At 38.2% G+C, this 21,559-nt stretch carries 19 protein-coding genes; 14 read left to right on the top strand and 5 right to left on the bottom strand.

The window, feature by feature from the left end:
• Positions 1 to 90: 90 nt before the first annotated feature.
• The 13 genes from ACYVHJ_RS14125 (at position 91) to nagB (ending at position 13,829) form a co-directional block, all read left to right on the top strand.
• A complete protein-coding gene (locus tag ACYVHJ_RS14125) occupies positions 91 to 1,410 on the top strand; it encodes a GntP family permease (protein WP_460515792.1) in 1,320 nt (439 codons plus the stop codon).
• A gap of 16 nt (positions 1,411 to 1,426) precedes the next feature.
• Positions 1,427 to 1,891, top strand: coding sequence for a RidA family protein (locus ACYVHJ_RS14120; RefSeq protein WP_303615051.1), 465 nt, complete (start codon positions 1,427 to 1,429; stop codon positions 1,889 to 1,891).
• The gene (locus ACYVHJ_RS14115; protein ID WP_339900908.1) at positions 1,884 to 3,011 is read left to right on the top strand and encodes a D-TA family PLP-dependent enzyme; all 1,128 of its coding nucleotides are present in this window, start codon (positions 1,884 to 1,886) and stop codon (positions 3,009 to 3,011) included. Before ACYVHJ_RS14120 ends, ACYVHJ_RS14115 begins: the two co-directional genes overlap by 8 nt.
• A gap of 35 nt (positions 3,012 to 3,046) precedes the next feature.
• A complete protein-coding gene (locus tag ACYVHJ_RS14110) occupies positions 3,047 to 4,117 on the top strand; it encodes a dipeptidase (RefSeq protein WP_460515790.1) in 1,071 nt (356 codons plus the stop codon).
• A 225-nt stretch (positions 4,118 to 4,342) separates the two neighbouring features.
• A complete protein-coding gene (locus ACYVHJ_RS14105) occupies positions 4,343 to 4,855 on the top strand; it encodes an RNA polymerase sigma factor (protein WP_339900913.1) in 513 nt (170 codons plus the stop codon).
• Between the two features lie 4 nt (positions 4,856 to 4,859).
• On the top strand, positions 4,860 to 6,341 hold the full coding sequence (locus ACYVHJ_RS14100; protein WP_460515787.1) for a phytoene desaturase family protein: 1,482 nt from the start codon (positions 4,860 to 4,862) through the stop codon (positions 6,339 to 6,341).
• Between the two features lie 26 nt (positions 6,342 to 6,367).
• Positions 6,368 to 7,210 carry a phytoene/squalene synthase family protein gene (locus tag ACYVHJ_RS14095; RefSeq protein WP_460515990.1) on the top strand — a complete coding sequence of 281 codons (843 nt, stop codon included), beginning with the start codon at positions 6,368 to 6,370 and terminating at the stop codon, positions 7,208 to 7,210.
• Between the two features lie 168 nt (positions 7,211 to 7,378).
• Positions 7,379 to 8,224: a 4-hydroxy-3-methylbut-2-enyl diphosphate reductase gene (locus tag ACYVHJ_RS14090; RefSeq protein WP_460515785.1), complete on the top strand. Its 846-nt coding sequence runs from the start codon at positions 7,379 to 7,381 to the stop codon at positions 8,222 to 8,224.
• A gap of 31 nt (positions 8,225 to 8,255) precedes the next feature.
• Positions 8,256 to 8,966, top strand: a complete 711-nt coding sequence (locus tag ACYVHJ_RS14085) for a fatty acid desaturase (protein WP_460515783.1) — start codon at positions 8,256 to 8,258, stop codon at positions 8,964 to 8,966.
• A 58-nt stretch (positions 8,967 to 9,024) separates the two neighbouring features.
• Complete coding sequence (locus tag ACYVHJ_RS14080) at positions 9,025 to 11,427, top strand: TonB-dependent receptor (RefSeq protein ID WP_460515781.1); 2,403 nt, start codon at positions 9,025 to 9,027, stop codon at positions 11,425 to 11,427.
• A gap of 333 nt (positions 11,428 to 11,760) precedes the next feature.
• Entirely contained in the window at positions 11,761 to 12,390 is a 630-nt protein-coding gene (locus ACYVHJ_RS14075; RefSeq protein WP_339900922.1) for a class I SAM-dependent methyltransferase, read from the top strand.
• A gap of 8 nt (positions 12,391 to 12,398) precedes the next feature.
• The gene (locus tag ACYVHJ_RS14070; protein WP_014019352.1) at positions 12,399 to 13,001 is read left to right on the top strand and encodes a trimeric intracellular cation channel family protein; all 603 of its coding nucleotides are present in this window, start codon (positions 12,399 to 12,401) and stop codon (positions 12,999 to 13,001) included.
• A 96-nt stretch (positions 13,002 to 13,097) separates the two neighbouring features.
• Positions 13,098 to 13,829, top strand: coding sequence for a glucosamine-6-phosphate deaminase (gene nagB / locus ACYVHJ_RS14065; RefSeq protein ID WP_339900924.1), 732 nt, complete (start codon positions 13,098 to 13,100; stop codon positions 13,827 to 13,829).
• A gap of 39 nt (positions 13,830 to 13,868) precedes the next feature.
• Here nagB and ACYVHJ_RS14060 read toward each other — a convergent pair whose 3' ends face one another.
• Both ACYVHJ_RS14060 and ACYVHJ_RS14055 read right to left on the bottom strand, forming a co-directional pair.
• Positions 13,869 to 16,853, bottom strand: coding sequence for an ATP-binding protein (locus ACYVHJ_RS14060; RefSeq protein ID WP_460515777.1), 2,985 nt, complete (start codon positions 16,851 to 16,853; stop codon positions 13,869 to 13,871).
• Positions 16,854 to 16,993: 140 nt separating this feature from the next.
• Positions 16,994 to 18,166, bottom strand: coding sequence for a pepsin/retropepsin-like aspartic protease family protein (locus ACYVHJ_RS14055; protein WP_339900928.1), 1,173 nt, complete (start codon positions 18,164 to 18,166; stop codon positions 16,994 to 16,996).
• Between the two features lie 443 nt (positions 18,167 to 18,609).
• Between ACYVHJ_RS14055 and ACYVHJ_RS14050 the strand changes: the two genes are divergently transcribed.
• Entirely contained in the window at positions 18,610 to 19,080 is a 471-nt protein-coding gene (locus tag ACYVHJ_RS14050; protein WP_339900929.1) for a Fur family transcriptional regulator, read from the top strand.
• Positions 19,081 to 19,123: 43 nt separating this feature from the next.
• Here the strand turns inward: ACYVHJ_RS14050 and ACYVHJ_RS14045 are convergent, their stop codons facing one another.
• From ACYVHJ_RS14045 to hflK, 3 genes are read right to left on the bottom strand one after another with little or no spacing between them, the layout of a single operon-like run.
• Complete coding sequence (locus ACYVHJ_RS14045; protein ID WP_339900930.1) at positions 19,124 to 19,570, bottom strand: SRPBCC family protein; 447 nt, start codon at positions 19,568 to 19,570, stop codon at positions 19,124 to 19,126.
• An 18-nt stretch (positions 19,571 to 19,588) separates the two neighbouring features.
• Positions 19,589 to 20,527, bottom strand: a complete 939-nt coding sequence (gene hflC, locus ACYVHJ_RS14040; RefSeq protein WP_460515774.1) for a protease modulator HflC — start codon at positions 20,525 to 20,527, stop codon at positions 19,589 to 19,591.
• 25 nt (positions 20,528 to 20,552) lie between these two features.
• Complete coding sequence (gene hflK / locus ACYVHJ_RS14035; RefSeq protein ID WP_460515772.1) at positions 20,553 to 21,530, bottom strand: protease modulator HflK; 978 nt, start codon at positions 21,528 to 21,530, stop codon at positions 20,553 to 20,555.
• Positions 21,531 to 21,559: the final 29 nt, after the last annotated feature.

Here is a 21,559-nt window from a genome sequence, read left to right as displayed (position 1 = left end):
TAAATGTCAAATTAATTATGGAAGTTTTTTATAGCGAAATAGGCATTTAGCAGAATATGCTGTAATTTTTGGCTTAGTTTAAAAACCACTATGACTTTTGTAATTGTCGCCTCAAGTATTTTGTTCTTGGTTGCACTGATTGTTTGGATCAAAGTTGAGCCATTTATAGCATTCCTAATTACCTCTATCCTAGCGGGTCTATTGTTAGGAATACCTCTAGATGAGATTTCAACTGCTGTTCAGAGGGGAATAGGAAACCTGATGGGAGCATTGGTGATTGTAATTGTTCTGGGAGCCATGCTTGGTAAAATCGTGGCAGATAGTGGGGCCGCTCAGCGAATTGCCCAATTTCTAATGAACAGTTTTGGTCAAAAACAAGTCCATTGGGCCATAGGGCTTACCGCATTTATTGTGGGCATTCCATTGTTTTTCAATGTGGGCTTTGTGCTGTTGGTGCCATTGGTCTTTGCGGTAGCTTACCAATATAAAGTCCCTGTAATGATTTTGGGCATGCCAATGCTTGCTGCCTTGTCTATCACCCATGGTCTTCTTCCTCCGCATCCGGCTCCGGTAGCGTTAGTCGCCCAGTTTGGGGCCAATATGGGGACTACACTGATCTATGGGTTTATTATTGGGATTCCGGTGATTATTTTGGGTGGGCCTTTGTTGGGAAAGCTCCCCTATTTGCGCAAAATGCAGGTCACTCCATTGGATGTATTTAATGTTAAGCCGAAGGAAGAAAGCGAGTTACCGGGCTTAGCAAATAGCCTTTTTACCGCTTTACTTCCGGTTTTCCTTCTAATAGTATTGTCTTTGGTAAGCTTGGAAATGGACAAAGATAGCCCTGCGTATGGGTTTGTGATGTTTATTGGAGATCCTAATATTGTCATGTTGATTTCTTTGACTTGGGCAACCTTTAGTCTTGGTGTATTCAAGAAGATTAAAGTGGCGGATATTATGAGTGGTTATGCTTCAGCGGTAAAAGATATTGCACTGATACTTTTGATCATTGCAGGGGCAGGAGCTTATAAGGAAGTGTTGGTAGACAGTGGGGTGAGTGGAGAGATTGGGGCTTCATTGCAGCAATTGTCCATCAACCCTCTTTTACTGGGCTGGCTGATTGCTGCAGTAATCAGAATTTCCGTAGGATCGGCTACTGTGGCTGCACTTACAGCAGCTGGTATAATTGCACCCTTGGTTGCTTCAGGAGTAGGAGATCCTAACCTTATGGTATTGGCCATTGGTAGCGGGAGTTTGGTTTTTTCTCATGTCAACGATGGGGGTTTTTGGTTGGTGAAAGAATATTTTAATTTAAGTATAAAGCAAACCTTTCTCTCATGGACCATGCTGGAAACAGTATTGTCCATTTTGGGGCTTTTAGGGGTGCTGATTTTGGATTTATTTATATAACATAAACAAAAAAAATATGTCTGCAGAAGCAAAAGTAAAAGAGTTGGGTTTAGTATTGCCTCCTGCACCACCTCCAGGTGGTGTATATCGTCCTATTGTTATCACCGGTAATCTTTTGTTCCTTTCAGGACATGGTCCGGTTTTACCAAATGGTGACATGATCAGAGGGAAAATAGGTATAGACTTGGACAAAGAGCAAGGAAAAGAAGCTGCACGTCAAGTAGGCTTGACCATGTTGTCAACACTTCAAACCCAGTTGGGAAGCCTTAATAAGATCAAAAGGGTAGTCAAAGTATTGGGGATGGTAAACTGTGCGCTGGATTTTGAAGAGCATCCTTTTGTTATCAATGGATGTAGCGAATTGTTTGCCGATGTTTGGGGAGAGGACAATGGTCTTGGTTCTAGAAGTGCGGTAGGGTTTGGCTCCTTACCGGGAAATATATCCGTAGAGATTGAGGCCACATTTGAATTAAATGAATAGAAACAATATGCATGACAATTGGTTTGAATTAAACCATCCCGAAAAAATAGATAGTCCGGCTTTGCTGGTGTATTTGGATAGGGCCAAAAAAAACATTGAGAAGGTTATCCAAGAGGTAGGGACGGCTGATCGGCTTAGGCCCCATATAAAGACCAATAAATCTGCCGAGGCCTGCCAGCTTATGATGGATGCAGGAATTAAAGCCTTTAAAGGGGCGACAATTGCTGAAATTGAATTGCTTGCTACTGTTGGAGCAAAGGATATATTAATGGCTTATCAGCCGGTTGGTCCTAAAATTGATCGATTTTTGACTTTGATTGACAGGTTTCCGGAGGTTAAGTTTCAGTGTTTAATTGACCATGTGGACGCGGCCAAAGCCTTGAATGAAAAAGCATTGGAAGCCGGTCAAACGATTGGTGTTTATATTGATCTGAATGCTGGGACAAATAGAACAGGTATTGCTCCCGGAGCAGCTGCTGAGGAATTGTTTGAAGCGCTGGTAGCTATGAAAGGCATACAGGCAGTGGGGTTTCACTTGTATGATGGTCATTTACGAGATCCGAACCTTAAAATAAGGGAAGAAGCATGTGATGCGGGCTTCGCTCCAATTGCCCAAATGCGAGAAAAACTGGAGAAAAAACACCAAGTCACTTTAGATGTTATTGCCGGAGGGTCAACCACCTTCCCTTTTCATTCCAAAAGGGAAAGGGTTACTTGCGCGCCCGGTACATTTATTTATTGGGATGAAGGTTATGCAAGTGGACTTCCAGAACAATCATACTTATATGCGGCGTTGCTGTTGTGTAGGGTGGTGTCTTTGCCTACTTCGAACTACATCTGTGTGGACCTAGGTTATAAATCAATTGCTTCCGAAAACCCTTTAGATAACAGGGTGAAATTTCTAAATGCCTCGGACTTGGAGCCGGTAAGTCATAGTGAAGAACACTTGGTCTTGGAAGCCAAAGAAGGACATACTTATAAAATAGGAGATGTTTTATATGCTGTTCCAATTCACATCTGTCCCACAGTTGCTTCTTATCAAGAAGCACTGGTTATTCAGGATGGTGAACAAGTGGCAAGCTGGAAGACCCTTGCCAGAGACAGAAGAATTACTTTTTAAGTGAATTCAATTACCACATTAAATCAAAAATTAAGATGTTTACTATAGATGCCCATTTGGATTTAAGTATGAATGCCCTTGAATGGAACAGGGATCTTACGCAGCCCGTGGAAGCCATAAATACCCGAGAAAAAGGGATGACCGATAAAACAGACCGTGGGAATGCTACTGTATCTTTGCCTACCTTAAGAAAGGGAGATATTGGTCTGGTAGTGGCAACACAAATTGCTAGGTATGTGGCGCCGGACAACCCGCTCCCGGGATGGAACAGTCCCGAGCAAGCCTGGGCTCAAACCCAAGGGCAGCTGGCTTGGTATCAGGCCATGGAGGCCAAAGGGGAGATGGTTCAAATCAGAAATAAGAAGCAATTGAATGCGCATGTCCAATTATGGATGAATGGAGAACCGAATGATAAAAAACCGGTTGGTTACATTCTTTCCCTGGAAGGAGCCGATTCGATTGTAGAACTAAGCTATCTAGAAAAAGCCTATGAAAATGGATTGAGAGCTCTGGGGCCGGCACATTACGGGCCGGGTAGGTATGCGCAAGGTACCGATGCTTCCGGTCCTCTTGGGGAAAATGGCAGGGCCTTGCTCAAAGAAATGGAGCGGCTAAATATTATTTTGGACGCGACCCATTTATGTGATGTTTGTTTTTGGGAGGCATTGGATCATTTCAATGGTCCCGTTTGGGCTAGTCACAATAATTGCAGGGCGCTGGTTGACCACAATAGGCAGTTTAGCGACGATATGATCAAAGCACTTATAGATAGAGGGGCAGTTATAGGGGGTGCTCTAGATGCTTGGATGATGGTTCCTGGTTGGATTAGAGGGAAGTCCTTGCCCAAGGAGATGGATTGCGATCTGGAGAAAGTGGTGGATCATATGGATCATATCTGTCAAATTGCCGGCAATGCCAATCATATTGGAATAGGCACAGATTTAGACGGTGCTTATGGTAGAGAACAAAGTCCTTATGACCTCGAAACGATTGCTGATATCGCAAGAATTCCGGGAATGTTACTGAAAAGAGGTTATACAGAAGAAGATATTGAGAAGGTAATGCATAAAAATTGGCTGCGATTTTTGAATAAAGCTTGGTCATAAATCACATTTTGTTTAATTTTAATTTTAAAGATTAAACAAAAAAAAATATAGCTTTTCATGGTTAAAAGCTTTTAAAACCCCTTTCTGCTAGTTCAGAAAGGGGTTTTATTGTTTATAATTGAGCTAGTTAATAATTTTGTTTAACAAAAAAATAAAAAAATTACACAAAATATTTGGTATGATGTTTAACAATGTGTAAGTTTGATTAAACAAAACACAGGATCCATGACAACTTTAGATTTTAGTTATTCGCTTACAAAGCTCAGTCCTTCCTTAAAGCCATTTGCTTTAAAATTGACAAGGGATATGGATGATGCAAATGATTTGCTACAGGATACAATGGTGAAAGCCTTTACCAACAAGGATAAGTTTACCGACGGGACCAATTTAAAAGCTTGGTTGTATACCATTATGAAAAATACCTTTATCACCAATTACCAAAGAATGGTGAGGAGAGGAACCTTTGTGGATACTACCGAAAATCTTCACTTTATCAATTCCGGTGCAACCATTATTGAAAATGATGTTTATGGGGATTTTGCAATGAATGACATTACCAAAGCTATCAATCAATTGGATGAGGTGTATAGAACTCCCTTCCTAATGCATTATAGAGGTTTTAAGTACCATGAAATAGCCATAAAATTAAATATTCCAATTGGTACAGTAAAAAATAGGATACATATTGCAAGGAAGCTATTAAAAGACGATCTTAAGGTTTATACCACCGTTAACTAATTAAATGAGACCAAAAGAGATTGTTGTAATCGGCTCCGGTTTTTCCGGACTATCTACAGCCACCCATCTGGCAGCAGCAGGACATAGGGTAACCGTGCTGGAAAAAAATGAGGTTCTGGGCGGTAGGGCCAGAAAATTCAAAGCCAAGGGCTTTACATTTGATATGGGGCCAAGTTGGTATTGGATGCCGGATGTCTTTGAAAATTATTTCAGCAATTTTGGTAAAAAGGCCGCTGATTATTATGATTTGATCAGATTAGATCCTTCCTATGCTGTTATTTTTGGCAAAGGAGAAACCATTAACGTTCCTGCAAAACTGGATGAATTTAAAACTGAGCTAGAGAAACTAGAGCCGGGAGTATCAAAAAGATTAGATGCTTTTTTGGAACAAGCAGCTTTCAAATACCAAAGAGGTATTAGTGATTTGGTCAAAAGGCCTAGTCTTTCACTGATGGAGTTTTTGGATTTCAGGTTGTTTAGAGATGTGTTGAAAATGGACATTTTTCAATCCATGTCCAAACACCTTCGAAAGTATTTCAGCAATGAGAAAATAATTAGACTGATGGAGTTTCCTGTGTTGTTTCTTGGAGAAACAGCGCAGAAAATTCCTGCATTGTATAGCCTAATGAATTATGCAGACATTGTCTTAGGTACTTGGTATCCTATGGGAGGTATGCATAAAATCATTGAAGGAATGGTTGCTCTGGCCAAAGATAAGGGGGTAGTTTTTAGAAACAAAGCAGAAGTAGTAGCAATAACAGCGCACAGTGGTGCTGCAAAAACCGTAAAATTGGCTACCGGAGAAGAAATTTCATTTGATGTCCTGGTGGCAAGTGCTGATTATCATCATGTGGATAAGAACCTATTAGCCCCGGAGTATAGTAATTACAGCGATAAATATTGGGATAGCAGGGTATTGGCACCTTCTTCCCTATTGTTTTATCTAGGGGTTGACAAGCGTTTAAAGAATTTGCAACACCACAATCTGTTTTTTGATGAGCCTTTGGAACCACATGCAGATGCTATCTACACCAATCCGAGATGGCCGGAAAAACCCCTATTTTATGTTTCTGCCCCTTCTGTAACAGATTCTTCAGTAGCTCCGGAAGGAATGGAAAATCTCTTTGTATTGATTCCCTTGGCCCCTGATCTAAATGACAATCAAACGTTGAGGGATGAATACTTTGAAAAAGTCATGGATAGACTGGAAATGATTACAGGTCAGGAAATTAGATCGCATATTGTATACAATCGTTCCTATGCGCACAGTGATTTCAAAAAAGATTATTTTGCTTTCAAGGGAAATGCTTATGGTTTAGCCAATACTTTAAAACAAACGGCGATTTTAAAGCCAACCCTTAGGAATAAAAAATTATCTAACTTATATTATACAGGACAGTTAACTGTTCCAGGGCCTGGAGTCCCTCCATCTTTGATCTCAGGTGAGGTTGTAGCTAAGGAGATTTTAAAGTGTTTTAAAAATTAAAATTTTCAATCAATGAAAATGTTATGATGGATTCGAAGCAACTTTTTGACGATACGGCCTTGGACTGTAGCAAATTAATTACACAGCGCTACAGTACCTCATTTACATTAGGAATTAAAACCTTGTGTAAAGAGCTTCACAAACCTATTTATGGGATTTATGGATTTGTGAGATTTGCAGATGAAATCGTTGATACATTTCATGACAAAGACAAAAAGGAGTTGCTGGAAAATTTCAGAAAAGATACTTATAAAGCAATAGAGGAGGGAATAAGTATGAATCCGGTGCTACATGGATTCCAACTTATTGTGAACAAATACCATATTGAAACGGAACTCATAGAAGCTTTTCTTAAAAGCATGGCAATGGATTTGGATTTTGCTACCTACAATGATTCGAAGTACAAAGAATACATTTATGGCTCTGCTGAAGTAGTTGGATTAATGTGTTTGCGGGTCTTCTGTGATGGAGACAAAGAAAAATATGAGCATTTGAAGTATGCAGCCTGTAAACTAGGTTCTGCATTTCAAAAAGTCAATTTTTTGCGTGATTTAAAAAGTGATTTTGAAGACAGGGGTAGGGTATATTTTCCGGGTGTAGATTTCAAAACTTTTGACCATACTGTAAAATCGGAAATTGAGTCCGATATTGAACATGACTTTGAAGAAGCATTGGTGGGGATTAACCAACTTCCGAGAGGCGCCAAATTAGGAGTAAAAATTGCTTATCTCTATTATTTGAAGTTATTTTATAAAATTAAATCTTTGTCTCCGGAAACAATTACCCAAAGGAGAATTAGGATTCCCAATGCCCGGAAATTTGCCCTTCTAATAAGTACCTACTTTGGTTATAAGGTGGGCTGGAATTAAGAAGTTAATAAAGTGATTTCCTAAACTAGGCAAGCATTTCTTAATCTAATTTTCAAGGAACTGTTTTTGTAGCTTAAAGCGTTAATGGATTGGGATTTAGTTCACCTAAATTATAAAATTAAATAGGCATATTGACAAACATTTGGATAAGTAGTCGGTTTATTATATATGTTAAAACTCGATGTACATATTGATCAATTTTCAGGCTTTTGCTTTGGTGTGGTTTACGCCATAGAAATGGCAGAAGACATTTTAAATGAAGAAGGGCATCTTTACTGCTTGGGAGACATTGTACACAATGATGAGGAGGTAAAAAGGTTAACAAAGAAAGGACTAATTATCATCAATCATGAAGAGTTAAAAGGTTTAACCAACGAAAAGGTTTTGATTAGGGCTCATGGAGAGCCTCCTGCCACCTATGAATTGGCCATTAAAAATAATCTTACCTTGGTTGATGCCAGTTGCCCGGTGGTTTTAAAGCTTCAAAATAGGATTAAAAATTCCTTTGACAAGGATGAAAACATTTACATTTATGGAAAGCATGGCCATGCTGAGGTGATCGGACTCTTGGGACAAACCAGAAATAAGGCGATCATTTTCCAAGATATCAATGAATTGGACCTAAAAAATATTCCTAAAAACATAACCCTCTACAGTCAGACGACCAAGAGTACAGACAAATTTTACGAAATCAATAAAATTTTGACGGACAATGGGATTACCATCAATACAAATGACACCATTTGTCGTCAAGTTTCTAACCGTGACAAGGAACTAAGAGGCTTTGCGGCTCAATTCGATCATATCGTTTTCGTAAGCGGTACTAAATCTTCTAATGGAAAGGTGCTGTTCAATGTTTGTAAAGAAAAAAATCCTCAAACTTATTTTGTTTCTTGTCCTGAAGAGGTGGATCCCAAATGGTTTAAAGAGGGGCAGAGTGTAGGGATTTGTGGAGCCACATCCACTCCGATGTGGCTGATGGAAAAGGTGGAGGAAACCATCAAGACATTTTGATTTTTTGACCTTAAAAACCTTAGGAGCTCCAATGAATAACTCTACAAAAAGACAGTTGTCGACCTCCATTGATCCAAAAGGTGTGCTCATCGCTTTTTTGATCATATCGCTTTGGGCAACGTCTTTGATTTTTTTGTTGCATTTTCCAGTTAATTATTTTAGTCCAATTTTGTATTTAGGTATCTTGGTGCAAACCCACCTTTATACGGGCCTTTTTATTACGGCACATGATGCCATGCATGGGGTAGTTTCGAAGCATAAAAAATTAAACCATTTTATAGGATGGTTAGCTGCCATTTTGTTCTCTTTTAATTTTTATTGGAGGTTATTTCCCAACCATCACAAGCATCATCAACATGTGGCAACTGAGGAAGATCCTGATTTCAATACTTCAGATAATTTTATTGTTTGGTACCTAAGCTTTATTTTGAATTACCTTACCATTTGGCAGTTTCTTTTAATGGCAATAACATTTAATCTATTGCAATTCATTTTTCCTGTACCGAATTTGATATTGTTTTGGATGTTGCCTGCTATTCTGTCTACCTTTCAATTGTTTTATTTTGGCACCTTCCTTCCGCACAGAGGAAAGCATTTCAATAAACATCATTCAGGAACATTGAAAAAAAACCATTTATGGGCATTTATGTCCTGTTATTTTTTTGGGTATCATTTTGAACATCATGAGTTTCCCAATGCTCCTTGGTGGCGGCTTTGGAAAACCAAAAATCTTTCGAATTAACATTTAAGTTAAAAAAAATCACCAAAAGCGCGTTCGACGGCTAATATACTCCCTTGCTATGAAGAAGTTTTTATTGTCAACTTTATTGTTTTTTACTTTCCTCACATTATATGCACAGGAAGGGGTGATACAGGGAAAAGTCCTTAACCCGATCAATAATGATCCCATACCCTTTGCCAATATTATTGTGCAAGGCCTAGAGGTTGGGGCAGTTTCAGACTTGGAGGGGAATTATGTCATTAGTGGATTAGAGCCGGGCTTGTACAATGTGAAGGCTTCTTTTGTAGGCTTCAAATCAAAAACTGTATTTGAGGTTCAGGTTACCAAAGCCAATGCTGTTCAATTGGACTTTGAACTAGAAGAAGATGCTTCCAATCTTCAGGAGGTGGTGGTCGATGCAACCTTCAGCAGGACGGAAGAAACTCCCGTATCTGCACGCCAACTCAATTCCAATGAGATTGAGCGTTATCCCGGAGGCAATAGAGACATAAGTAGGGTAATACAATCCTTACCGGGTGTGGCAAGTTCTGCAAGTTTTAGAAATGATATCATTATTCGGGGAGGGGCACCCAATGAGAATAAATTTTTTATTGATGAAATAGAAGTGCCCGTAATCAACCACTTCGCTACCCAAGGATCCTCGGGAGGTCCGGTGGGCATTTTGAATGTCAATTTGATACAAAATGTTGAAGTACTAAGTGGCGGTTTCCCAGCCAATAGAATGAATGCTTTGAGTTCTTTTTTCGAGTTCCAACTGAAAGATGGGAGACGAGACAAAATGCTCACTCAGGTCACCTTAGGGGCCAGTGAAGTAACCCTCTCCAATGAGGGGCCAATCGGAGAAAAAACCACCTATATTTTTTCTGCCAGAAGGTCATATCTTCAAGGACTTTTCAGATTGATTGGGCTACCTTTCCTACCTACTTTTAACGATTTTACATTTAAAACCAAAACTAAAATTAATGACAAAACGGAATTGACAGTGTTGGGGGTTGGAGCCATCGATCAATTTGCCTTAAATTTTGACGTTCCAGATGAGGAAACAGAAGAAGAAAGAGACGACAGGCTCTACTTGTTGGACAACTTGCCCATATCGACCCAGTGGAACTATGCCATGGGTGCTAAATTAAAGAAGTTTAGAGACAATGGCTTTTGGACTTTTATTGTAAGCCGAAATATGCTTAACAATCGTTCTTATAAGTATTCGGGGAATGATGAATCCAGTGAGGACAATTTACAATTCGATTACCTCTCTCAGGAAAGCGAAAATAAATTTAGAGCAGAAAACAGTATTTTTTCAAAAGGATATACCCTGCAATATGGTGTGAATTATGAATTTAGTCGGTATTTGATAGAAAACTATGACACTAAATTTACGGATCAAAACGGGCTTCCCCGGGATGTTTCATCCATCTCTCTATTCAATAGCTATGGAGCCTTTGTGATGGGAAGTAAAAAGTACTTTGAGGATCGGTTGGTAGTGAATTTGGGTCTTCGTATGGATGGCAGTGATTTTGGCGAAACGGCTAAGAATCCCCTGAACCAACTTAGTCCCAGGTTTTCTACCAGTTACCAATTAAAAGACAATTTGTTTTGGAATGCGAATGCAGGCATCTACTACCAAAAACCACCCTATACCGTTTTGGGCTTCCAAAATAATGAGGGGTTATTTGAGAATCAGGTAAATGATGTGAAATTTATGCGGAGCACACATTATATCACAGGTTTTGAGTGGCAATTTCCCGCAAAGAACAGAAAACTCTCTGCGGAAGTCTTTTATAAAAGTTATGCAAATTATCCCAGTTCTATTAGAAATGGAATTGCCTTGGCAAACCTTGGAGCTGATTTTGGCGTGATAGGAAACGAGCCCGTTACCTCTGACGCCAAAGGTCGGGCCTATGGTTTGGAGCTTCTTGCCCAACAGCGTTTGTACAAGGGCTTTTATGGCATTGCGGCACTTACACTTGTGAGGAGTGAGTTTACCAATCCAAATACGGGATACCTTCCTTCTTCTTGGGACAATCGATTTATTGTAAGCCTAACAGCAGGAAAGCGATTTAAAAAAGATTGGGAACTGGGAGCTCGTTGGCGATTTTTGGGTGGAACTCCTTACACCCCTTATGATCTGGAATTCTCTTCTTTGCGTTCCAATTGGGATTTGTACAACAGTGGAAGGTTTGATTTTACTAGGATAAATGGCGAGCGATTAAAAAGTTTTCATCAGTTAGACCTGAGGGTAGATAAAAAGTATTACTACAGTAAATGGAATCTCAATTGGTATTTTGATATTCAAAACGCGTATAATTTTCAAGCCGAACAGCAAGCAAATTTAGTTCCCAATCGTGATGATCAGGATAGACTGATTGTGGATCCTGAAGACCCAAGCCGGTATTTGATACGAGAGGTAGCAAATCCTGCCGGTACGGTCTTGCCAACTATCGGAGTCATCGTGGAGTTCTAGTATTGGCTGGGTTATATGAAGTTATTTAAATCCGCTTTTATACATTATGATTTCTTGTTGCTCTGGCTACGCTCTTTCGTGTTTGCCAGTCAGGGTTTATCTTATTTTCTCATTTAGAAGGACAAGGCGTAAAGTATAGGTAGAGGCTTTTATGTCTTAATTGAACTCAGTGGTCATTTTTTAATTTTTAGTTCTATTTCTTTGGCGCAAATGAATGAGCTTTTATCGAGTAAAAGAACGACCTTTGTTTTTTAAGAGTTGTTATTTTTAGTTTCATAATGAAATAAACAAAGGTTTTACTTCGGTGAAATTTGCTGCAATTAAGGCATAAATATGGAGATAAATGAACTAAATAAATTGCTAGGAAATATAGACCTTTATCTTTTAGATCAACTGCTAAAGGGAAGGTTTACCAAAGAAATGATGATCCTTGATGCTGGCTGTGGAGAAGGAAGAAATACACATTATTTTATTCAGAAAGGATATCGTATAGTTGGGGTGGATGGCAATTCATCAGCAATTAATATGGCCAGGGTTTCAGGAAGAACCATGGATCCAGGTTTTGACCCATTAAGGTTTCAAGTAGCCAACTTGGAAGATATCCCTTTCCATTCTGAAGCTTTCGATGCGGTACTTAGTAGTGCTGTTTTGCATTTTGCTAAAAATAAGGCTCATTTTCTTGAACTATTTCGGGAGCATATGCGTGTGTTAAAGCCAGGCGGGATCTTTTGGTTGAGAACGTGTACAGATGCAGGAGGTGCTTTTGTCCTAGAGGGTCAGTCTTCAGAATTGGTGCAAAACCTCCCTGATGGAACTGTACGATTTGTTTTAACGGAACCCTTGATAAAGGAAATAATGAATGAGCATCTGCTTAGTTTGCTTGAACCTTCAAAATCGGTTGTGGTTCATAACAAAAGGGCCATGGGAGTATTTGTTTTTCAGAAAAAAGCCAAGAATAAATAATGGGTATAATGGATTTGCAATATGCTTTAGAGTTGGTGGGAACCTACTTTTTTGCGATTTCAGGGGCTTTGGCAATTCAAAATAAAGACCAAGATCTTTTTGGCGTAGGGTTTATGGGCTTTATCACGGCCATTGGAGGTGGTAGTTTGAGAGATATTCTTATCGATTCCTACCCCTTGGTTTGGATTGAAAACGTTAATTTTCTATATGCCATCTTTGCTGGCTTAATCACAACTTTTTTATTTTTTAACCACATGACGAAACTAAGGAAAACTTTGTTCCTCTTTGATACTTTGGGGATAGCATTTTTTACAATCCTGGGAGTGGAAAAATGTTTGAATTTGGGCTTTAGACCGGAAGTGGCAGCCATTATGGGTATGTTTAGTGCCGTTATGGGAGGTGTGATAAGGGATACACTGACCAATGAAATTCCAATACTATTTAGAAAAGAAGTATATGCTTCAGCTTGTTTGGCCGGGGCAGTATTGTATCTCTCTTTGGATTATTTTGGTGTCGTTAGGAATACAAATCTGTTGGTTTCTATTGCATTGATTATTATAATCCGCTTAGTGGCCGTAAGATTCAAGCTTAATTTACCCATTCTCAATTAATGATTAATTTCTTTTTTAATTCTTAAACCGACTGATGGTCATTTAACCTTTATTTGAGTATCTCATTAACCATTTATATTTAATTACTATTGAATTATGCAAATACAGATTTTTCAAGACAAGGAAAGTTTACACCGTGCTGTTGCACAAATGTTTGTTGATGCTGTAAAGGCAAAACCAAGCATTGTATTGGGTTTGGCCACCGGAAGCTCTCCCTTGGAAACCTATGAAAACATGATTAAAGACCACCAAGAGAATGGTACCGATTATTCAGAAGTGGTTACTTTTAATCTGGATGAATACATCGGTTTAGATGGTTCTCATTCCCAGAGTTACAGGCATTTTATGAACACTTCTTTATTTAATGGGCTTAACATCCCTTTGGGGCAAACCAATGTGCCTAGCGGGACAGGGGATGTCGATAAAACTTGTGAGGATTATGAGGCCAAAATTGCCAATACAGGAGGAATTGATTTACAATTACTGGGTATTGGTACAAATGGACACATAGGTTTTAATGAGCCGGGAACTCCTTTCGATACGAGAACGCATGTGACCGAATTGACAAAAGAAACCATTGATGGAAATGCACGGTTTTTTGAAAGTGCGGAAAGTGTTCCCAAAAAGGCAGTAACCATGGGGATTCAGACCATTATGGATGCCAAAAAAATAGTGCTTATTGCGTACGGAAGTAAAAAAGCTGCAGCCATTAGAGATATGGTGAATGGTCCCATAACCGAGTCGATGCCTGCATCAATTCTTCAAGACCATTCGGATACGACCTTGTTTCTTGATGAAGAAGCAGCTGCATTATTGAAACCCGAATGATATTGTAACAGTTGAATAATAAGGAACCGGTGTTTAGAGTTAAGGCTGATTGATGATTAGGTTTCTAAGGTAAATTCTAAATATGGTTCCTTTGCCAACTTTGCTTTCTACTTCTATTTTACCATCATGAGCCCTGATTTGCTCTCGAACTAGATAAAGCCCCAAGCCCTTTCCTTCGACATGGGTATGAAATCTTTGGTAGAGTCCAAAAATACGATCACCATATCTGGATAAATCTATTCCTATACCATTGTCTTCAAATCTAATGACACAATATTTTCCATCTCTATAGGTCTTGATATTGACGATAGGATTTCGTTCCGGATGTTTATATTTGACAGCATTGGTCATAAAGTTCATCAAAAAGTTTTCCAGATGTGCATAAATATAATTGATGTCATTTAATGCTGTAAAATCTTTATTGATGACTATTCCTGATTCTTTAAGTTGGTTGTATAAGCTTTTTTCAATATTGTTGAGAAGCAACTTAAAATCAATGTGTTCTACCTTAGGTATTTTTTGTTTCTTAATGGAAACCACCTCTATGAGATCCTGAAGGGTGGAGTCTAGTAAATTGGTTGAGATTTTAAGGTTTTCCCAAACTTCTTGATTTTCTGGATCTGAAGGATCATCCTCATTGTACAAGTCTAGTAATAATGAAATATTGACTATAGGAGCCCTCAGGTTATGTGATACGATATAAGCAAATCTCAAAAGTTCTTCATTATGAGATTTCAAGTCTTTGATTAAGTTGAGTCGATCTGATTCAAGTTTTTTGGCTTCCGTAATATTTTGTTTTACCAATAAAATACGGTCTACTTCATTGGCGTCGTTCATTAAAGGTACCGCACTTTGTAAGTATTTATTGCTTTTTGTCTCGGTCTCAAAACTAACCCTTTGGCCTTCTAATACTTTGCTAAGGTTGCTCTTGACAACTTTCAATGTTTTACCCGTAAACTGTTTTAATAAGTTGGTTCCGATGAAAGATTTGGGATCTATACCCGATAACTTGTATTCTTCTCCATCGGTGAATAAATAACAATAGTTTTTGTCTAAAACATCTACTGTTCCTCGGGGGAAATTTCCTGCAATACTTCTATATAGCTGCTCAGAAGCAATAAGTTTCTTTTCAGAGAGGGTTCTTTCCGTAATGTCATCTACAAAAACTACATAGGACTCCTTGTTTTCTTTTCCGTACAAGACCCTGGTAAATGATATTTTTAGCTCCTTATCAAGGCTACCTTTACAAGGGAGATGGAAGTAGGCTACTTTCCGATTGGTTTTTAAAAAATTGATGATTACCTGACGAAGTGATTTTCTTTTATTGTCTTTTATTAGAATGGTTTTCAGTAAGTCTTCTTTGTCCTTTATATTTAATAGTGGGAGGGTCTTATTGTTTATCAGTATTGGTTCAAATTGATGGTTGACAGAAAAGATGGCATAGGCAGTACCGTTCAGTATTGCATCATGCATATAATTGGTTTCTTGAAGCATGGTTTCGAATCGGAAACGATATAGCTCTTTGCTAATCCAATCTCTTAAGATGCCAAACAGCTCACTATAATGGGTTTTGTTTTTTATTGGTTGGTCATGAAGCAGGCACAAAGTTCCGATTTCATTTCTTTCCGTGTCGTATAGTTTTAACCTAATTAAGGAACTGATTTGCTGTTTAGCCAAGATGGAGATGTTTGCTAAGCACTCACTATTTTCAGAACTAATCATCAAAAAATTGTTGTTGCTGTCTAGTGATAGCAATTCCTTATTTAGGATTTCGCTCCATTTCCCATCTTTGTCTGAAAGCTTTTTTCCTTCATCGCAAAGGGACAAGACCTCCATTTTCTTGTTTCCGTTGCTTAAATTTCCTATGAGGCAATATTTAAATCCTAACTTTTTATAAATAAGAAAATTAATCTCTTCGAATAAGTTTTTTCCTTTAAATAAACTCGAGATGGCCGACACTTCTGTCAGCATGCCCTGAATAAATTTTTTCTCGGAAAGTTTTTTGATGAGGCCTTCCTTGCTCTTCGGTTTGATAGGGTTATATTGATGGGCAGAAATGTTGATGAGGTTACCTGTAAGTCCTTCTTCAAAAGTATATGGGCTTTGAAAAAAGCGCACATTGTTCTTCACTTCTTGATAATGCCCTTTTTTGTGTTTGACCCTATAATTAATAGAATAGTAATTTTTCCCGTATTGGTCTTGGGATATAAAATCTTCTACTTTTTGCTTGTCCTCGGGGTGGATCAAATTTAGCCAATCCCAAATATAAAAACTTCGAAAATTCCCATCTTCATAGCCCAGTAGGTTAAACAATGGACCGGCCCACAATACTTCTTGGGTTTTCTTTAGGTATTTGAAGTAAATCTTTTCATGTTGTTCGAAATCAACAATTTTACCCTGCTTCTTTATCTTTTTACTAGAAGGCTTAAGTGTCCGGGGCTCTTCTACGGAAATCAAATAATAGCTGGAACAAATATTGTTGATTTTGAATTTGAAACCTTTAGATTCTATCTTGATGTTTTCCGGGTTTCTTGCGGTCAACAGACTACCACATTTTTCTTTAAGTTGAGGATATTCAGCCCATAAATATTGTTCAAGATCATTTACCTTGGATAAGGGATGAGTTTTTGGACTGCCTAGCTCTGTAAGGACCCTTTGTCCTTCGGTATAAATCAACCAAGACCTGCCGGAATTGCAAGGTATTTGGTTGACCATGGCATTCACCAAAAATTCATTTTCTCCATGAGGAACAATACACCCTTCAATTTTTACCTTTACAAAAGAATGTCTGTCCAATAAAAGAAAAGTTTCGAAATGATCACTTTTCCTTAATTGATTAAATATACCGATTAGTAAGGAGACATTTTGGGTTGAATAAATATCATTCTGTATATCTTTGTTTAAGGATTTGAGCTCCCGGTCCTCCCAGGGAATGGTGTCATTGGATTGATAAAGAACCTCAATTTCACCATCATGTAATTTTTTAAAAGTCAGTAATTGGGATTTGAAAATATTTTCAAACATCAGGTTGGTGGAGTGAAAGACTAAAAACTAGGTGAAAACTTCACTAAATTTATAAAAAAATACGGGCTTAATACAAAAAAAGATATCAAATTCATAATTCATTATATAAAACTCGTTATTATACTTACATTTTATTTTTCCTATAATTGTTTCTCGAGTAAAAAAGTAACTTTGTGAATACGGTCTTTTGAATTTCCCTCCGGGTCTGCTCTTAAAAGCTCCAAAGAAATCACTTCCCCTTCCTTAGATCTTAGCAATTCTGTAATATCCGAGAGCTCCCAAAACATGGCTGGTATTTTATTGATGGTAAGAATCTCATCCAATTCTCTAGCACCTTGTCGGTAAGCAGGTGAATTTTCACGAACCTCGTGGATATAGTATCTTTTCTCTTCTAAAGAACTTACCCGAACGCTAAGACCACTCATGTCATATTTAAAAGGAGTTTTGTATTTAGCACTTTTCTTGTATAATATTCGGTTTCTCGGATAATCGAAAATAATCTTCATGTGGTTGAGGAGTTCAGACCCCAGGCTACCCATTCTTCCCGTATTTATCAGAACTTCAGAAAACTCATTTTCTTCAGGGAAAGAGGTGATCACACCTCTAAAGTTCAAGCCATTTAAAGATAATTTCTTTACCCTTCCGACAAAACCTTTTAAATCTCCCCCTAGAGATCTACCTAGACTGCTCTTTAGGTTGGGTTCTGGAAGAACAATGTCTTCACTGGTTTCCTGGTTGAGAAGTAAGCCATGGTTAGCTCCTGTATCAATGAGTAGTTTGGCTTCCAAATCAGGTCCATTTGCCTGCTTTATACTAGTAAGTACATAAGGTTTATTGCCAATTAATTCTATGGGGATTTCTCTATACCAAAAAGGTTTCCATTTTAATGCTTGCCTTTCATAAAAAGTGATCCATCCATTATCATAATCAACTTTTATTGGGTTGTTCTTGAAAAACTCATGTCCAATTACCCCATAAATAGGTACGCCAAGGACTTTCTCTAACTCTAAAAAATCCTCATCCAATACCAGAATGGCCTGAAAAATTCCCTCAATGGGGCCCAAGTCAAAATGGTTGTTTGGAGATACAGAGGCGCTCAAGACGGTTTGTCCATCTGCACCCACCAAATTGAGTTTTCTTGTATAATGCATTTGCAATTCATCAGCTATAGATTTGCTAAAAAAAATATTTGATTTTACACCGGTGTCAAAAATGAAATTTACCGGTGGTCCACCATTGATGGATACGGGAAGGATAATGAGACTGTTTGAATCTATAAAAGGTAGGGTTATTTTCTTTTTCGCTCTTTTCATATAAAAACCAGGGACTTGACTCTTTACAGGCCAAACTGGTAAAGACCAAATAAGAAGAATGATAAGCCACTGGTTCCTATTATGCATGATGATTTATTGTTCCTTTAATATATAAAATAATTTTGATTTAAGAAGTTCTTAATTGTCTTAGTTGAGTATTAGATTTTTCTGACTCAGTGCTGGAAGTTGAACAATAATTATGCGAAAAGGTTTTTAAGGCTCATTTTTAACGGGTTCTTTAGTAGTGAAGCTCCACTACTCTTGGAAATTTGAAAAAGTGTTAATCCACTGAAATGGATGGGTTAAAATAAAATATTGATATAATATTTAAGTCGATACTAATTTAGAACCATTGAAAATAACTGGTCTTTTATCGATTCAAAAGTTTTATGGTTTGAAAAATCTAAAAAATAGCTGATCTTTATTCTTTACATAAATAAATCATGGCCGAAAAGTCTATCATTGAGAAAGCGAAGAAAATTTTTGAAAACTACCTTGTTAGACAAGGTAGCCGTAAAACCCCTGAAAGGTTTTCTGTAATAGATGAGCTATATGCTTTGCCTCAAGATGAGCATATAGATGTTGAAGGTTTATTTTTAAGAATGCGTAACAATGGTTATTCTATTAGTAGGGCAACCATATATAATACCTTAGATTTATTGGTGGAATGTGGGTTGGCTGTAAAACACCAGTTTAAGGATAAAGTTGCCCTGTATGAGCAGGCGCTGACTTATAAACACCATGACCATTACGTCTGTAATCAGTGTCGGAAAATTTTGGAATTTTCTGACCAAAGAATTAACCTGATTAAAGAAGATATGGGGAAAGCTTTTTCCTCAAACATTACCAGTCATTCATTGGTGCTCTACGGAGATTGCCAGATTCGAAATTGTGAAAACTTGCCGGTACATTAATCAAGGCGTCGAGCTGGATTTCTTTCAGCTCTTTGTTCTCAAGTTATATTTTTTTAGAAAAGGTTTTTCTGTAGGTTGGTTTTCTCAATGAAAACTGGAAGTATAAGACCGGGAACATAAGATAGTCTAAGAGTCGGTTTGGAGATGAAAAATTTATTTCATCAATGATTATGCTTTGATCACTACCATCGGCCACTATTCGATGTTTATGTCGCCATTTTTTGAGGAAGAAAGGTAGCTTTATTCCTTCATCAACGAAAAAAAATTCTTTTTCATCCAAATGATCCGCTGTAATCTTACTGGTCCACACCTGCTTGAAAAAGATGAAATTTAGGGATAAACTCACCAGATCTCCCGTAGAGGACCCGTCAAAGCGGAGCAATTTTACAGGAGGAAAAGGGGGATTTAATGCCGTAAACAATTCGGCATTAAATCCTTCTTTTACTTTCAGGTAGTTTTGGCCTACCTTGGTGCTAAGGCTAATTTTCATCAATCGCTAAAGATGTGATTAATTCATTTGTTTTAGGTAATTGAACAAGTCACTATCAGAAGAAATTACCAGGTTGGTTTCTTCATCAAGGGAATTTTCGAGAGCTTCCATTGAGCGAAGGAACTTGTACAAGTCAATTGATTGACGGTTTTGATTATAGGCAGAAGCATATATTTCAGTAGCTTCTGCGTCGGCACGTCCTCTGATTTCCTCTGCTTGTCTTTGGGCTTCTGACTGAATCTGGGCTAGATCTCTTTCCTTGTCACCAAGGATTTTCCTGGCTTCCCCTTGTCCTTCTGATCGGAACTGGTCTGCAATCCTGTTTCTCTCACTAATCATCCTGTCGTAAACCCTGTCTCTTACTTCATCTACGTAGTTCATTCTTTTGAAACGAAAATCCAATATTCTTACCCCTAGGTCAGAAGTCCTTTCATTGGCTTTCTGTAAAATGATTTCTTCTATTTTGTCTCGACCTACTTCAATTTCTTCAAGGACTTCAAGCTCCTCCATAAATTCTTCGGTTACCTCCGGCTCTCTATTGGTAGAGCGAACGATGTCTAATAGGTTGTGGTTTGCAATTGCATTTCGTGTTTCTCCGTCGAGAATGTCGTCAAGCCTTGATTGAGCAGACCTTTCGTCTCTTAGTCGGATAAAAAATTGAAGTGGGTTGGTAATCTCCCAGCGGGCATAGGTGTCCACAAAAATGTACTTTTTGTCTTTGGTTGGAACCTGGTTTTTGTCTCCATCCCATTCAAGATATCGTTTGTCAAAAAACTGTACTTTTTGTATAAATGGAACGACAATATTTACTCCAGGGCTGGTTCTTGGTTCACCTACAGGTTTGCCAAACTGTGTAACAATGGCTTGTTGGGTTTCGTCTAGTATAAATACGCTTTGAGCTGATAAAATGATTGCGACTACTACCAGTATTATATAGAATAAATTGCTCTTTTTCATGCTTAGATGAGGTTATTTTGAAAACTTACTGAGTAGGAGTTGCAGCTTTATTTAGGTTTAATAATGGCAATACATTGCTTCCTTTTTCATCAGTGATGATTTTATTGCCAATTTTTGGCAGCACTTTTTCAAGCGTTTCCAAATAAATTCTTTGCTTGGTCACTTCGGGAGATTTGATATAAGCTTTGAAAATTGAATTGAATCTTTCAGCTTCACCTCTGGCTCCATTTACCCTTGTCAATGCATAGGCTTCTGCCAATTGTATGGTTTCTTCAGCCTCCCCCCTTGCTCTGGGGATAATTCGGTTATAATCCGCCTCTGCTTGATTAATCAAGGTTTCCCTCTCCTGCTGGGCTTCATTTACGGCATTGAAACTTGGTTTGACAGGTTCAGGCGGGTTGACATCTTGTAATACAACCTGATCTACCCTAATCCCATTTTCATATTCATCACACATTTCCTGCAACAAAACTTCTACACTGGTGGCAATTTCCTGACGACCCACTGTAAGCACTTCGTTGACCGTCCTGTCTCCCACAATTTTTCTCATGGCAGACTCAGACATGTCATTCAATGTCTTTTCTGCATTCCTTACTTTAAATAAATATTTGTAAGAATCTACAATTCGATATTGGACCACCCATTCCACATCTGTTAAATTAAGGTCTCCCGTCAGCATCATGCTCTCGTCTATAAAGCCGGATTTAGCATATTGAGACTGGCCATTTGAGGTGGAAGTGGAACGAAACCCAAACTCCAGCTTTAATTGCCTTTGAACCGGTATCTTATACATGGTTTCCACGAAAGGAATGATAAAGTTTAATCCTGGTGAAACTGTACGGTTGTATTCACCAAGTTGAATCACTACACCTTCTTCTTCCGGGCCCACTGTTTTAATAGCTGAAAACACCATGATAATTACTACCAATCCGAAGATGATTTTGGACAAATACTTTTTTATCCAGTCGGGATCGATATTTATTTCAAATTGTTTTTCTGACATAAGTTTACTTTTTTTGCAATTTACGATTA

It is taken from the genome of Cyclobacterium sediminis, from assembly GCF_054781075.1.
Note: the sequence above shows the minus strand (reverse complement) of the source record. Positions and strands in the feature narration are given on the sequence as shown.

Bases quoted from the DNA above. Each gene is read 5' to 3' on its own strand.
- ACYVHJ_RS14075 (WP_339900922.1), top strand. From the start codon at position 11,761: ATGGAGATAAATGAACTAAATAAATTGCTAGGAAATATAGACCTTTAT.
- ACYVHJ_RS14080 (WP_460515781.1), top strand. From the start codon at position 9,025: ATGAAGAAGTTTTTATTGTCAACTTTATTGTTTTTTACTTTCCTCACA.
- ACYVHJ_RS14115 (WP_339900908.1), top strand. From the start codon at position 1,884: ATGAATAGAAACAATATGCATGACAATTGGTTTGAATTAAACCATCCC.
- nagB (WP_339900924.1), top strand. From the start codon at position 13,098: ATGCAAATACAGATTTTTCAAGACAAGGAAAGTTTACACCGTGCTGTT.
- ACYVHJ_RS14100 (WP_460515787.1), top strand. From the start codon at position 4,860: ATGAGACCAAAAGAGATTGTTGTAATCGGCTCCGGTTTTTCCGGACTA.
- ACYVHJ_RS14045 (WP_339900930.1), bottom strand. From the start codon at position 19,570: ATGAAAATTAGCCTTAGCACCAAGGTAGGCCAAAACTACCTGAAAGTA.
- ACYVHJ_RS14095 (WP_460515990.1), top strand. From the start codon at position 6,368: ATGGATTCGAAGCAACTTTTTGACGATACGGCCTTGGACTGTAGCAAA.
- ACYVHJ_RS14110 (WP_460515790.1), top strand. From the start codon at position 3,047: ATGTTTACTATAGATGCCCATTTGGATTTAAGTATGAATGCCCTTGAA.
- ACYVHJ_RS14085 (WP_460515783.1), top strand. From the start codon at position 8,256: ATGAATAACTCTACAAAAAGACAGTTGTCGACCTCCATTGATCCAAAA.
- ACYVHJ_RS14050 (WP_339900929.1), top strand. From the start codon at position 18,610: ATGGCCGAAAAGTCTATCATTGAGAAAGCGAAGAAAATTTTTGAAAAC.
- ACYVHJ_RS14105 (WP_339900913.1), top strand. From the start codon at position 4,343: ATGACAACTTTAGATTTTAGTTATTCGCTTACAAAGCTCAGTCCTTCC.
- ACYVHJ_RS14070 (WP_014019352.1), top strand. From the start codon at position 12,399: ATGGATTTGCAATATGCTTTAGAGTTGGTGGGAACCTACTTTTTTGCG.
- ACYVHJ_RS14060 (WP_460515777.1), bottom strand. From the start codon at position 16,853: ATGTTTGAAAATATTTTCAAATCCCAATTACTGACTTTTAAAAAATTA.
- ACYVHJ_RS14120 (WP_303615051.1), top strand. From the start codon at position 1,427: ATGTCTGCAGAAGCAAAAGTAAAAGAGTTGGGTTTAGTATTGCCTCCT.
- hflK (WP_460515772.1), bottom strand. From the start codon at position 21,530: ATGTCAGAAAAACAATTTGAAATAAATATCGATCCCGACTGGATAAAA.
- hflC (WP_460515774.1), bottom strand. From the start codon at position 20,527: ATGAAAAAGAGCAATTTATTCTATATAATACTGGTAGTAGTCGCAATC.
- ACYVHJ_RS14055 (WP_339900928.1), bottom strand. From the start codon at position 18,166: ATGAAAAGAGCGAAAAAGAAAATAACCCTACCTTTTATAGATTCAAAC.
- ACYVHJ_RS14125 (WP_460515792.1), top strand. From the start codon at position 91: ATGACTTTTGTAATTGTCGCCTCAAGTATTTTGTTCTTGGTTGCACTG.
- ACYVHJ_RS14090 (WP_460515785.1), top strand. From the start codon at position 7,379: ATGTTAAAACTCGATGTACATATTGATCAATTTTCAGGCTTTTGCTTT.